The following is a 13,483-nucleotide window of genomic DNA, read 5'->3' on the forward strand; positions in this document are numbered from 1 at the left end:
TAAAAGTAATCGGGTCAAAATAGCATTTAAAGTGATTAAAATCAGATCAAGTTGAGCTGATTATAGCTTATTATTTATTATTTTTGAGCCGATTAACAAATGGGAGTATGACTACCGCTATTATATTATAAATATTTAATGTAATACAATGAAAAAAGAACTTATTTGGTTGATAAAGATCAGTGACTTAACTTTAATGTACCCTAACGCACTTTTTATTCCGAATTTTGAAGTGAAAAACATCACCAAGATAGAACATGATGAAATTGTTCACGTAAAAAAGATGGGCCAGTATGAACTGGTCATATTCGATACGGATGAGGAAAAAGTTGAGTTTCTGAATCAGAAAAAGATGATACTGGACGCTAGAGATCCCAAATAATAAAACGAATGAGATAGAAAAGACAATGCTTGAGGTTGACGGGAGTTGATGAACGGTTTTTTCCGGGAGTCAACTCCCGCTTTTTTTATTACTTCTTATCGATCAGACAAAAATGAATAGCAGACAACTACACCGCTGCTGGACTGTAATTCAGGTTAGGAAAAACTGTAATTGATTACCTGGTCAGTTCTTGTTTCGGAAATGAAATAACAACTGATATTTAATACATTAACCGCCTTTTTAGGGCTTAATAATTTATATATAAGACATTAAATACCATAAAAACATGTAATTCCTGTTAGGAAAAACTGTAATTCATGTCCGGTTTCTAACATAAATAACTATATTTGCATAATAAACGTGTGATACTACGTTTTAATAAACGTGTAATTCAACGGGTTTAATTACGTGTATTGATACATATAGAATTATGGCAAACATAACCGAATTACTGGCAAAGTCATTGGATGTATTGAAAGAAATTCAGAAGGACGACGATTTTATGGTGGTCAAAAGCAGTGATTTATCTCCTGTTCATTTGAAAAGATTGGTCGCTAATAATTTTTTATATCCAATAATTAAAGGGTGGTATGTAGTAACAGATCCGAGAACACTTCCTGGAGATACTACTGCATGGTATGCTTCTTTTTGGAATTTCATCTCAAGGTATGCTAACGAAAGATATGGAAATGAGTGGTGCTTGTCGGCAGAACAATCATTGGCTATTTATACAGGCTCCACTACGGTGCCTATACAAACATTGATCAGATCTCCCAAAGGGAATAACAATTCTCTGCAGCTTATAGCCCCTACATCCCTGTTTAACCTCTCGGCAGAAATACCGGTAAAAATAGATACGAATAATAGATATAAGCTAAATCTTTATACTCTTTCTGAGGCTATTATTGTAGCTGCACCGTCAATGTATGGCAATGATCCGCTTACGATGCGAACAGCATTGGCCATGATAACCGACCCCTCGGATATAATAAAAATCTTGGTTGATACCGGACAGACGGTTCGGGCGGGGCGGGTCATAGGGGCATTCCGCAACATTGGAAGAAGTGATTTCGCCGATGAGATAAGGGAAACGATGAAACGTATCGGATATGACGTTCGGGAAGAAGATCCTTTTGCGGAGGTTGTCAACATGGAGTTGTCTTCTTCACCTTATGCTACGCGTTTACGATTGATGTGGAAGGATATGAGAGTTGATGTAATGAATTATTTTTTGCAGAAAAAATCCAATCTTTCCGGTGATTCTTTTTTGCAAAAAATGGAGGCACAATATAAATTGGATGCCTATCATTCTCTTTCTATTGAAGGCTATCGTGTAACAGATGAATTAATAAATAAAGTGAGAAGCGGTGAATGGAAGCCGGATAAAGATGATCTGGATGCGAGAAATGCACTGGCAGCACGTGGCTATTGGCAAGCTTTTCAAGCGGTAAAGAAGAGTGTTTCCGCTATTTTTCAGGGCGAAGATAGTGCTGAAATAGCAGAACGCGATTTGTCGATATGGCACAGTGAAATGTTTATGCCCTGTGTGACAGCCGGCATTATCAAACCTTCGGATGTTGTGGGTTATCGTTCACATCAGGTTTATATACGTAATTCTATGCACACACCTCTCAGTCCCGATGCGCTACGTGATGCAATGAACACATTATTCTCACTATTGAAAGAAGAACCCGAGGCCGGCGTACGGGCCATACTAGGGCACTTTCTTTTTACATACATTCACCCTTATATGGATGGTAACGGGCGAGTGGGACGATTTTTGATGAATACCATGTTGGCATCAGGAGGGTATGATTGGTTGATTATTCCCGTTGAAAGAAGAAGTGAATATATGGAGGCTCTCGAAAAAGCCAGTGTTAGCAGAGATATAGTGCCTTTTGTGAAATTCTTGTCAAGTATTTGACAATATACTTGCTTAAAACCCCTTCTTTTATTATCTTTATGGAAGAATAATTGGTAATAAAATAAGTATGAAAGACGAAAAGAACGAAGAGGTGTTCTGCCTCAGATCCTATGCCAAGGTGGAACTTGCCATGCTCTATGCACCGGGTTTGTGTGCCACACCGGCCTTGCAACGACTGTACAGGTGGATACGCAAAAACCGGGAACTCACGGGAGAACTGCAACGCATTGGGTATGACAAACACCGGCATGTGTTTCTCAAAAGGGAAGTGGAACTCATAGCGCACTTCCTGGGGGAGCCTTAGACAGACTTTATAAAAACGCCTTTATGTTTTCCAAAAACATAAAGGCGTTTTTTGAAAACATAAAGAGGTTTTCCAAACAATTCAATAAAGAGACAAAGCGGTATTCGTGTTACTAAAATTTATTATTTTCCGGCCCTTCGAGAAACGAATTTCTCACCCGGACCGGAGGGGCTTTCAGGGTTCGCTGAGGTTCACTCAGGGTTCACTCTCTCTTAGCGTTTCTTTTTTTCCCTCCTTTCTCTATTTTGATATACCAAACCTCCTGTTTCTCGACGTATTCCAAGTTTATAGCCTTTTTTATAAGTCGTTTGCAAGTGCTGCGGTGTATACCCAGTGAAGCTCCTGCTACTATAAAATCTTTGTGGCTAAATGTTGCAGGTACAATCTTCATGATGTTCGAAATTTTATTAAAAGGAGTCAGCGGTTTCGCTTTCTTCCTGCTGGCATCCGGAAACGAACTGCTCAGCAGCAGGCTGTGTTCCAGCAAGGCAGTCATGATGCTCATGGCATTGTTAAAATCACGATCTTCACAAATACGCTCGGGCAGCAACAGGTATTCATCGTACTTGCGCAGGGTGGTGAACAGAGCTGCCATGCGGCACACCATAACACCGGCACGTTTCACAATGGCATCGATGTTATCGTTCTCCTGCTCGCGCACTTCTTTCAGCTTCTCCCTAAAAAAGGCGTCGTGAGAGGCCCATTGCTCGGTGGTAAAGTTTACGTGCGTAGGACTTTTATCCAGGGTGAGGTGGATTTTCAATAGCCAATCGGACAAGCGGGCGAAGTGTACGTTGCTGTCTTCCACATTTTCACGCGGAGCGGCCGACAACCATTCGTCAGTGTTACCCATGGTGATGAGCATGAAGCGACTGTACAATCCGTTTTCCAACGTTCCGATAAACCGCACGAACTGATCGGGTGTACCTGCCAGGCAATGTGCCATGCGAGGTTCTTCCACACAGATGGGCTCGTTGCTGATTTTGAAAGAGCTTACGTAGCGGTCGCCGTCAAAACAACAACGCAGCAAATCATCAAACTTACCGTACTCCTGACTACTGGAGGAGGAGAGGGTGTCGATCTCGGCACAGTTCATCACAGCGCCCAGGGGTCCGTTGTTGCAAAGGTGTTCCACGATGCGGCTTTTCGATGTGTTGGCTGCAATGTTGATGTAGATGCCTTTGGGAGGTTCGGGCTTGGGATTCAGCTCCTTAAAGTTGCCTTTGCGGACAGCTGCATCCCGATCGGCGTCCCATACCTGCATTTTGGTTTGGAACTCTTTCAACTCCACATGATAGATTTTCTCATAATGACGATGAACGCCATTGATGATGGCACTGACCTTGAACGCACACCCTTTACCTGCCCCGGCGGGAGCTATAACGGCAAAAAAGAGTTGCGTGCCGTGCAGAGAGTTGGCGTAGCTGAGCTTCACATGAGGCAGACCAATGCTGAGGTTGCTAATGGCGGCCATCAGCATGATGTCTCGCTCGCGACGGGTACGCGGATGTTTGACCACATCTTGTAGAAGGGGAGGAAGCTGCTCATAAACCTCGTCGGGAATGTAAGGTGCCTCGTTGCGTAATTGGTTCGTATTATCGAACAAATCATCTTCTTCGGAACCGTCCTCTCCAGCGGCAGGGTTCGCCCCGAGAGAAGTGAACCTTGGTGAACCCTCTGCGGAGTTGTTGCTTTCACTTTTCTTACGGCTAACATACTGATAACCAGATAGTAACGTTCGGCGTATCTCTTCCTCCGGAAAATCGGGTTGAGCCAACTTCTCACCGGCTAAGGAAATCATCTTCTCCACTTCCTCGTGTGAAAAATCCTTTACGCGTATGCGCTGTCCTAAGCGCAGCATGCACTCGTTTCGGTGTCCCCGCAAAAAGGGAATTTCGCGGAGTACCTCTTCGAGTACCGCCAGTGCGGTTCCCTTGCCCGGCAGAGCTGTTGCATCGGTTAGTACCGGTGTGGCAGGTGGCGGTTCGGGGAACTCAACCGGCAATTCACCTTCCATGTCCAGGTGTTCCTGAAAGGTGATGGCATCGGGACGGTAATACACGGTGGGATCGTGGCACACAAACTGCAACCGGCTTACGTCCGAGCACTGCATGTCACACGGAAACTGAATGTGGTTGCTGATGTGTGTGGTGATGAGCCGAAAGAGCGGGGTGTACTGTGAGGCTTGGCTGATGCTGACCCGCGCGAGGCACTTCACCCCGTTGTTCGACGGACTGACTTGCGTGTACACCACGTAGGGAAGCCGGTGTAGTAGTTCACGGATTTCTTCGATCCGCTCGCTGCACTTGTCGATGTCGATATCGACTAATCCGCTGAGCTGCACCAGGTTGGCAGCACTGTGTCCGCCCTCGAAAATTCCTGCGGGTGCAATGGCCGGCAGGTTGCCCTTGAGCCGTGCGGCCCGCTGCTCGTTACCGTCGGCCAGTGCCTGTCGGTATTCTTCGGTCATGCGTTGCCACGTACCGTTGCGGGTGCGTTCAATAAATTGTTCTAAACTCATGCTTTCGCATACTTTACTTCTCACATTGATGAAATACGTTATTTTCATAGCGTTTTCTTTTTGTAAACGGTTATTTTCCATAAATTAGACGTTTAATCTCGATGTAAATGTACAAAGAATATTTTTGGCAAAAACAGCTGTTTTTGTACACCTATAAAATGTTAATTGCTTCATTTTTAGTTGGTTATAAGTCCGTAGGTGTACAAAAATCATAAGTTGTCATCTTTTTGATTGTTTAACATATTGATGATTCCCATGAGCAATTTGCATATTTTTCGTATTATACGAAGATTTCGTGTGGAAAGTACTTCGGGATTATTGTAGAAGTATTCGACTGTTGCCAATATGTTTTTTAATTGGTTGGTTACTTGAATAGCTCTTTTTACCTTGTTTTTTGCAAACATGTTTCATTTTTATGAAGGAATAGCTGCTTTGTCTCTACTAAATTGTTTTGAGAGTGCAAAAATAGTGAAAAAGTCTTTTGAAGCTAAGAAAAAAAAATTATCTTTGTCGGCGATTGCTGTTCAATAAGAGCAAAAATCATTCTAGCCTTATATAATATGTATATATATAATAGGGCACAAATACAAGATAAGTTTTCCGCTGAAAACAGCCAATGATGGTCTCGGGAATTTCGGCAAGTGAAATGAAAAACTGAAAACTTTATCTAATTGATTATGAGCATTTTACACACGACTTGAAAATAGCGTGTGGAGTATGCGAAGTGTTTAATCACTAAATGCTATGTTGAAAATGTCCGATGAGAGTCACACTATAGAGGAATCCTGGATTGTCATGACGTCTTCGGAACCTCAACAGATTCACGATACACTTATAAAAATAAACGAAGCCTTACCGGATGGTTCTGCCATTCAGTTTTTTATACCCTACGTTACGTTCAAGACTTATCATATTAGTGATAAGGAAATTCTTCAGAAATATTCGTCGCTTCGCCGGTTTCTCTTTGTGAAAGGAACCAAAGGGCAAATGGATTTGCTGAAAGAACGAAACCCATGGACATTATCGAAACTCAGGTATTACCTGAATCATGCCAGGCAGCCTATTACGATCAGAGACAAAGAGATGCAGGCATTCAGGGCCATGTGTGCCGATAGCCGCATTGATTGCGAAATCTGGTCCACCGTAGATGATCTGGAATTAAACGAGAAAGTAAAACTCAAAACAACTCCTTTTAAAGATTGGGAAGCCCGCATCATAGAGCGCAAGCGTACCAAGAACGGCATCCGCTTCACAGTGGGGTTGGATGTGGTTGGCGGCACGATGCTGCTTCGCATCAAAGACCTAAAGGAGGAAGATATAGAACGAACGACTTCGCCCGACCGAAAGAAGCAGGAATACAAATTTGTGGAATGGGTGAAAACCCACATCAAAACCGTTATTGATCACCACACCGATGCATCTTATACTGATGCTCAAAAAGAGGAAGACCGAAAGATATTAAAGAAAGTGTGGGAATATAGGTTCTCCACCGTTTCATCGCCTACCGGTCGCCGCCATTTCAGAGCCATGATGCTGATCTGTGCCCGGTTGCTCCAAGACAAGGACGGCTGCAAGAAAATGCAAGCCCTGGTGGAAAAGGAATTGAATGAGATAGCGCAAGATACTCCCAGTAAACAAGCTACCGATTCGTGGGCCTGCCTTCAGGTGGCCATGTATATAGCAACCAAGAACCCGGTTTATCGGGATGCTGCGAAGGAGTATGAGAAGAAGTATCAACCCAAATCGGCTTTTTTGCATTCGTTGATTCAGGTGGTGAGACGGTTTGAATTGAATATATAGAATAATAATTAATCTTCATATTAAGATGAAACTACGTACTGATTACTCCGATGTCCATTTTCGGGATAATGGTAAGATAAAATTACTCATCATCGTTGGTACACGCCCTGAGATTATCCGTCTCGCTGCTGTGATCAACAAGACACGTAAGTATTTTGATGTTATCCTTGCCCATACGGGTCAGAATTATGACTATAATCTCAATGGCGTATTTTTTAAAGATCTAAAACTGAAAGATCCGGAAGTTTACATGGATGCAGTGGGTGATGACTTAGGTGCAACCTGTGGCAATATAATCAATGCAAGCTATAAACTGATGGTAGCCATTAAGCCAGATGCCGTACTCGTACTTGGCGATACTAACTCATGTTTGTCAGTCATAGGTGCAAAACGTCTCCATATTCCTATCTTCCACATGGAAGCCGGCAACCGTTGCAAAGACGAATGTCTTCCAGAAGAAACCAACCGCCGCATCGTAGATATCATCTCAGATGTCAACATGGCATACTCAGAGCATGCACGTCGCTACCTTGCCGATTGTGGAATTCCTAAAGAGCGCACATACGTTACTGGTTCTCCTATGGCCGAGGTACTCCGGGAGAATCTTGCAGAGATTGAAGCTTCTGATGTTCATAAACGTCTTGGATTGGAAAAAGGTAAGTATATACTTCTTTCAGCACATAGAGAGGAGAATATTGATACTGAGAAGAATTTTTTCAGCCTTTTTACTGCAATCAATAAAATGGCCGAGAAGTACGATATGCCAATTCTTTACTCCTGTCATCCGCGTTCACGCAACCGCTTAGCAGTATCGGGCTTTCAGCTTGATAAACGTGTGATACAGCAGGAACCCCTTGGGTTTCATGACTATAACTGCCTTCAGATGAATGCATTTGCTGTAGTTAGTGATAGCGGTACACTCCCAGAAGAAAGCTCATTCTTTACTTCCATAGGTCATCCTTTCCCTGCCATCTGCATCCGTACTTCTACCGAGCGGCCAGAGGCAATTGACAAGGCTGACTTCATCATTGCAGGTATTGATGAGTACTCTCTTCTTCAGGCAGTCGATACCGCAGTAAATCTCTGTAAAGACGGCAACCACGGTATACCAGTTCCCGATTATGTTGAAGAGAATGTCTCAACTAAGGTAGTTAAGATCATTCAAAGTTATGTAGGTATCGTCAACAAGATGGTTTGGCGTAAATTTTAATGGGAATTAGCATGAAGATATTAGTAACCGGAGCACGAGGTTTTGTAGGAAAAAACCTTTGCGCTCAACTCAATAACATCAAGGATGGTAAGGCAAAGTGTTATGGCAATCTAACTATTTCCGAGGTCTACGAGTATGACATAGATTCTACTCCAGAGCAGCTTGATGCTTGGTGTAAAGATTGCAATTTCGTTTTTAATCTTGCCGGAGTTAATCGTCCACAAGATCCCAAAGAATTCATGGAAGGTAACTTCGGATTTGCAAGCATTCTTCTGAGAGCTCTCAAAAAATACAAAAACAACTGTCCGGTGATGATTAGTTCTTCTATTCAGGCCACCCTTGCCGGTCGCTTTGGCACTTCCGAGTATGGGAAGAGTAAGAAGGCTGGTGAAGAACTGATGTTTCAGTATGGTGAAGAGACAGGAGCAAAGGTTCTTGTTTATCGCTTCCCTAATCTTTATGGCAAATGGTGTCGTCCTAACTACAACTCAGCCGTAGCTACCTTTTGCTACAACATTGCCAACGATCTCCCTATTCAGGTAAATGACCCAGCCGTTGATATGGAGCTTCTCTATATCGATGACCTTGTTGAGGAAATGATTTGTGCACTCAAAGGCGAAGAACACCATTGTGACTTTGATGGAGTAGATACAATTTTCACTCCTGAAGGTCGTTATTGTGCAGTACCTATCACTCATCATGTCAAGTTGGGTGAGATTGTAGATCTGCTTCATCAATTTGCTGAGATGCCCCAGACTCTCATGATTCCAGAGATTCCAGCTGATAGCTTTGCAAAGAGACTCTATAGTACTTATCTCTCTTATCTCCCCAAGGAGAAGGCGATTTTTGACCTCAAGATGAATTGTGATGCTCGTGGAAGCTTTACCGAACTTGTTCATACCCTCAACTGCGGTCAGGTTAGCATCAATATCTCTAAGCCGGGAATAACCAAAGGAGAACATTGGCACCACACCAAGTGGGAGCAGTTTATCGTTGTTTCTGGTCATGGCTTGATTCAGCTTCGCAAGGAAGGAACTAGTGAAGTACTCAATTATGAGGTAAGTGGAGATAAAATCCAGAGCGTCATTATGCTCCCTGGCTACACTCACAACATTATTAACTTGAGCGATACGGATGATCTCATAACAGTGATGTATTGCAATGAAATTTTCAATCCGGAAAAGCCAGACACTTTCTTCGATAAGGTGGTTAAAGAATGAAATAATAATATACATTTATACAATATGAGTATTTTCGCAGGCAAAACACTTATGATTACCGGTGGAACAGGTTCATTCGGTAACGCAGTCCTTAATCGTTTCCTCCGTACTGACATAGCTGAGATTCGCATCTTCAGTCGCGATGAGAAGAAACAAGATGATATGCGTCACGAGTATCAGGTGAAGTTTCCTGATGTAGCTCACAAAATCAAGTTTTTCATTGGTGATGTTCGCGATCTACAGTCGTGTCGCAATGCCATGCCGGGAGTAGATTATATTTTCCATGCAGCTGCTTTGAAGCAGGTTCCTTCTTGTGAATTTTTCCCCATGGAGGCTGTAAAGACCAATGTAATTGGCACTGAAAATGTGTTGACAGCAGCTATCGAATACAAGGTGGGCTCAGTAATCTGTCTATCGACGGATAAGGCTGCGTACCCAATTAATGCCATGGGTATTACCAAGGCCATCGAAGAGAAAATAGCCGTAGCTAAATCTCGCTATTCAGGTGAAACTAAAATTTGTTGTACTCGTTATGGTAACGTAATGTGTTCTCGCGGTTCTGTTATCCCTTTGTGGATTGAACAGATACGTAATGGGCACGCTATCACTCTTACTGAACCCAAGATGACCCGATTCATCATGTCGCTAGAAGAGGCAGTCGACTTGGTGCTTTTTGCTTTTGAGCATGGTCATAATGGCGATATTCTCGTTCAAAAGGCTCCTGCATGCACTATTCAGACACAAGCAGAGGCTGTGTGTGAGCTTTTTGGCGGTAAAAAAGAAGAGATCAAAGTAATCGGTATCCGTCATGGCGAAAAAATGTACGAAACTCTCTTGACTAACGAGGAATGTGCAAAGGCAGAGGATATGGGCGATTTTTATCGTGTTCCTGCTGATAATCGTGGTTTGAACTATGATAAATTTTTTAGGGAAGGTGAAGCAGAACGTAATACACTCACAGAGTTCAATTCTGACAATACTCGTCGTCTGAATCTCGAGGAGACCAAGGCTAAGATTGCTGCTCTAGAGTATATAAAAAAGGAAATGAGGGGTGAGGCTAATTTTGTACAATAACCTCCCTGAGTAATAAAATAATTACATAAAGTTGTTTGGCGACATAAGGCTGTTTTTGCAACTTTTCACGAGGACAAGTTCTCTGGGCTGCTTTTCACCTTATATATTACGCGTGCGCACAGGTGCTCACAGAGATTCGATCCCCGCCCGCTACTAACTAATATTAGTACCTATAAACAATGAATATCGGAATTATCATTCAGGCTCGAATGGGGTCAACCCGTTTGCCTGGTAAAATCTTGAAGAACTTCTACGGGGATGACACTCTCCTCGAAACTCTTCTTAATAACCTTCACAAGATTGAAGGCACAAAAATAATTGTTGCAACCTCGGTCAACGAGAACAATGATAAGTTGGAGACGTTCCTACTTAATATGGGCGAACTTGTTTTTCGCGGTTCTGAGAATGATGTGCTTGATCGCTTTATCAAAGCGGCGGAAGCGAACAATGTAGATGGCATTGTCCGTATTTGTTCGGACAACCCCTTCATGGACTGGCATGGAGTTGCAGAATTGACAGCAAAGGCAAAAGCGAGCGATGCAGACTATATCGGATTCCGTATTAATGATAAGCCATCCATCCTGACTCACTTCGGCTTTTGGGGAGAGTTCGTAACTTTGGATGCTCTAAAGCGTGTAGCTGCTACTGTAGAAGTAGGTACTCCCGAACATGAGCATGTGACCTATCATATCTATAATCATCCCAATGAATACAAATGTGAGTGGATAGTGGCTCCAGAATATCTTCAGGGGCGTGATGACATCCGTCTGACTATCGATACATTTGATGATCTTACTAACGCATTGAAGGTGTATTCGGAGCTCAAAGCACAAGACGAGAACTTCACCCTACAAGATGTTGTGAACTATCTTGATGCTCACGAGGAAATCAAACAATCTATGCTTAAAAATATCTTCCAAAATAAAAAGTAATTTTAAATATATATCACTATGATAATAAAAGGTGAAACTTACATTATTGGTGAGATTGGACAGAACCACAATGGTTCTGTAGATATCGCAAAGCTTATTGTTGAACTTATTGCACGACCTGTGCATGAAGATGTATTCGGACTTGACCTCAAACCTATGAATGCTGTGAAGATGACTCGTCGCGATTTGAACGAAGAACTCACAACAACTCAGATGAATCGTCCTTATGTAAATAAAAACTCATTTGGTGCTACCTATGGTGAACATCGTGCATTCCTTGAGTTGGATGATGGATCACATTTCGAAGTTTACAAGTTCGCAAAAGAGAAAGGGCTTGACTTTGTTGAGACTCTTTGTGCTAAAGGTTGTCTCTCGATGCTCAAAGTTTTTACACCAGACTACTTGAAGGTTGCAAGCCGTGACCTTACCAACTTGCCTCTGCTTGCTGCAATGGCAGAAACTAAGATTCCTATTATCCTTTCTACGGGTATGGCTGGTAAGAAAGAGTTGGATGATGCATTGGAGATTATCACTCATTATCACAATGATATCTCTATCCTCCATTGTATTTCTCAGTATCCTACACATCCGGATAATCTGAACCTTGCAACTATCAATTATCTCAAGAAGCACTATGGCCAGTATCATATTGGTTTCTCCGATCACACTATCGGTGTTTCCGCTCCTGCGATTGCCGTAGGTATGGGTGCTGAGATTATCGAGAAACACATCACAATCGACCGTCACATGAAAGGAACTGACCAGCCTGGTTCACTTGGTCCTGATGGTGTGAACCGTATGGTTCGCGATATTCGTATGGTAGAGCATTGGATGGGTACCGAAGACCTCTATATAGACAAGAGTGTTGCTGGTTCTAAGGAGAAGTTGGAACGCTCAATTGCTTCCCTTGTTGAGATTAAGGCTGGCGGAGTTATCACTGAAGATCAGATTCACATGCTTAGCCCTGGTGATGGCTTCAAGTGGGCTCAGAAGGACATGGTTATCGGTCATAAGGCTCTCCAGGATATTCCTGCTCATGAAATTATCTACCCTAACTTGATTAACTAATTATATATAGAGCTAATCGCCTTATACAGAAGCAATACGCCATCTATTGCGCTGGCAATGGGGAGATTTGCTTAATAATTATTAAGTTACTTAATAGCAGACTTCGTTGGTATTATCATTGTGATATACCTTTCAGTCTATGTTTGAGAGGCGTTTTTTGCACATAATGCATTCAGTATAGTTATTATCCCCAATAGTCCTATCGGGAAGGTTCTTACATTTTGCATGATGTAACTATTGGGTCGAGATATGATACAGATAATACTAGATATCCTCGTATTGGACATAACTGTAATATTAGTGCAAAAACTACTATTATAGGCGATATAAATATTGGTAATAATGTAAAAATTGGTATAGGTGCTGTTGTACAAAGGATGTTCCAGAAAATGTAACAGCTGAGAGCGTCCCTGCGCGTATAATTATTAAATAAATGAATAGAAAACTTCCAAAACAAATTCTTACATATATTGATGGTGTTTGGACAGATGGAGGAATGTATTACGACGGCACTAATGTGGGGTTGAATAATTTTAACCTATACGATCGCTCTAGCGTATTATTCGCCCATTATATCGGCATACCTGTAGAGATCTTAATAGGTGAAAATACTCAGATAGTACAGCGTAGAGTAGATAAGTTCAAAGTCGAATATTGCTTTCTGAGAGCAAAGGATAAGGTTGCTATTACAACAGAACTTTGTAGGCCGTTAGGTATAGACCTTCGGGCTGTTGCCCGTATCGGTGATGATCTCAACGATATAAAAGAAATTATGTTGAAGGTAGCAGTTGAGTATGTTAATGATAATATTGCGGAAGAAGTAGAAGAGCAAATGAGTAAATTAGGTTTTGACATCAAACCACGCTCAAAGGTAATGGTGCAGCTTCAGCTTCAAGATTTGTGTATCTCTATAAGAAATCTTAATCCGGCAACATACCCTTCCTCAAAAAATCCGATCTGTCAGCCCGGGCTAGAGTCTGCATTAAAGTATCTTAATGAAATTCTCGGAAAGAAGGTAAATGAGGTTGGATTATATTGATTTACAAAC

11 protein-coding genes are annotated in these 13,483 nt (G+C 42.2%); 10 read left to right on the forward strand and 1 reads right to left on the reverse strand.

Annotated features, from left to right (window positions below; genetic code table 11):
• The first annotated feature begins 148 nt into the window (after nucleotides 1-148).
• The 3 genes from C511_RS0106205 to C511_RS0106215 all read left to right on the forward strand — a co-directional run bounded on the left by C511_RS0106205 (nucleotide 149) and on the right by C511_RS0106215 (nucleotide 2,610).
• Complete coding sequence (locus C511_RS0106205) at nucleotides 149-382, forward strand: hypothetical protein (RefSeq protein WP_024996093.1); 234 nt, start codon at nucleotides 149-151, stop codon at nucleotides 380-382.
• A gap of 430 nt (nucleotides 383-812) precedes the next feature.
• On the forward strand, nucleotides 813-2,306 hold the full coding sequence (locus tag C511_RS0106210; protein ID WP_027317943.1) for a Fic family protein: 1,494 nt from the start codon (nucleotides 813-815) through the stop codon (nucleotides 2,304-2,306).
• Between the two features lie 67 nt (nucleotides 2,307-2,373).
• Entirely contained in the window at nucleotides 2,374-2,610 is a 237-nt protein-coding gene (locus C511_RS0106215; protein ID WP_024996092.1) for a DUF4248 domain-containing protein, read from the forward strand.
• Nucleotides 2,611-2,812: 202 nt separating this feature from the next.
• On the opposite strand, the gene C511_RS0106220 is transcribed toward C511_RS0106215, so the two are convergent.
• On the reverse strand, nucleotides 2,813-5,212 hold the full coding sequence (locus tag C511_RS0106220; RefSeq protein WP_024996091.1) for a DUF3987 domain-containing protein: 2,400 nt from the start codon (nucleotides 5,210-5,212) through the stop codon (nucleotides 2,813-2,815).
• A gap of 663 nt (nucleotides 5,213-5,875) precedes the next feature.
• Between C511_RS0106220 and C511_RS0106240 the strand changes: the two genes are divergently transcribed.
• The 7 genes from C511_RS0106240 to C511_RS17205 all read left to right on the forward strand — a co-directional run bounded on the left by C511_RS0106240 (nucleotide 5,876) and on the right by C511_RS17205 (nucleotide 13,474).
• Nucleotides 5,876-6,931, forward strand: a complete 1,056-nt coding sequence (locus C511_RS0106240; RefSeq protein WP_024996089.1) for a hypothetical protein — start codon at nucleotides 5,876-5,878, stop codon at nucleotides 6,929-6,931.
• 25 nt (nucleotides 6,932-6,956) lie between these two features.
• A complete protein-coding gene (wecB, locus tag C511_RS0106245; RefSeq protein WP_024996088.1) occupies nucleotides 6,957-8,141 on the forward strand; it encodes a non-hydrolyzing UDP-N-acetylglucosamine 2-epimerase in 1,185 nt (394 codons plus the stop codon).
• Between the two features lie 11 nt (nucleotides 8,142-8,152).
• On the forward strand, nucleotides 8,153-9,361 hold the full coding sequence (locus C511_RS0106250; RefSeq protein ID WP_024996087.1) for a capsular polysaccharide biosynthesis protein CapF: 1,209 nt from the start codon (nucleotides 8,153-8,155) through the stop codon (nucleotides 9,359-9,361).
• Between the two features lie 24 nt (nucleotides 9,362-9,385).
• Nucleotides 9,386-10,435 (forward strand): polysaccharide biosynthesis protein, encoded by a 1,050-nt coding sequence (locus C511_RS0106255; RefSeq protein WP_024996086.1) that lies wholly within the window; start codon nucleotides 9,386-9,388, stop codon nucleotides 10,433-10,435.
• Between the two features lie 179 nt (nucleotides 10,436-10,614).
• A complete protein-coding gene (locus tag C511_RS0106260) occupies nucleotides 10,615-11,367 on the forward strand; it encodes a cytidylyltransferase domain-containing protein (protein ID WP_024996085.1) in 753 nt (250 codons plus the stop codon).
• An 18-nt stretch (nucleotides 11,368-11,385) separates the two neighbouring features.
• A complete protein-coding gene (locus C511_RS0106265; protein WP_024996084.1) occupies nucleotides 11,386-12,435 on the forward strand; it encodes an N-acetylneuraminate synthase family protein in 1,050 nt (349 codons plus the stop codon).
• 433 nt (nucleotides 12,436-12,868) lie between these two features.
• Nucleotides 12,869-13,474 (forward strand): HAD family hydrolase, encoded by a 606-nt coding sequence (locus C511_RS17205; protein ID WP_024996083.1) that lies wholly within the window; start codon nucleotides 12,869-12,871, stop codon nucleotides 13,472-13,474.
• The last annotated feature ends 9 nt before the right edge of the window (nucleotides 13,475-13,483 follow it).

The sequence above is a fragment of the Bacteroides graminisolvens DSM 19988 = JCM 15093 genome (assembly GCF_000428125.1).
Taxonomy (GTDB): Bacteria; Bacteroidota; Bacteroidia; order Bacteroidales; family Bacteroidaceae; genus Bacteroides; species Bacteroides graminisolvens.

Coding starts and splice junctions, on each gene's coding strand:
- C511_RS0106205 (WP_024996093.1), top strand. CDS start 149: ATGAAAAAAGAACTTATTTGGTTGATAAAGATCAGTGACTTAACTTTA.
- C511_RS0106210 (WP_027317943.1), top strand. CDS start 813: ATGGCAAACATAACCGAATTACTGGCAAAGTCATTGGATGTATTGAAA.
- C511_RS0106215 (WP_024996092.1), top strand. CDS start 2,374: ATGAAAGACGAAAAGAACGAAGAGGTGTTCTGCCTCAGATCCTATGCC.
- C511_RS0106220 (WP_024996091.1), bottom strand. CDS start 5,212: ATGGAAAATAACCGTTTACAAAAAGAAAACGCTATGAAAATAACGTAT.
- C511_RS0106240 (WP_024996089.1), top strand. CDS start 5,876: ATGTTGAAAATGTCCGATGAGAGTCACACTATAGAGGAATCCTGGATT.
- wecB (WP_024996088.1), top strand. CDS start 6,957: ATGAAACTACGTACTGATTACTCCGATGTCCATTTTCGGGATAATGGT.
- C511_RS0106250 (WP_024996087.1), top strand. CDS start 8,153: ATGAAGATATTAGTAACCGGAGCACGAGGTTTTGTAGGAAAAAACCTT.
- C511_RS0106255 (WP_024996086.1), top strand. CDS start 9,386: ATGAGTATTTTCGCAGGCAAAACACTTATGATTACCGGTGGAACAGGT.
- C511_RS0106260 (WP_024996085.1), top strand. CDS start 10,615: ATGAATATCGGAATTATCATTCAGGCTCGAATGGGGTCAACCCGTTTG.
- C511_RS0106265 (WP_024996084.1), top strand. CDS start 11,386: ATGATAATAAAAGGTGAAACTTACATTATTGGTGAGATTGGACAGAAC.
- C511_RS17205 (WP_024996083.1), top strand. CDS start 12,869: ATGAATAGAAAACTTCCAAAACAAATTCTTACATATATTGATGGTGTT.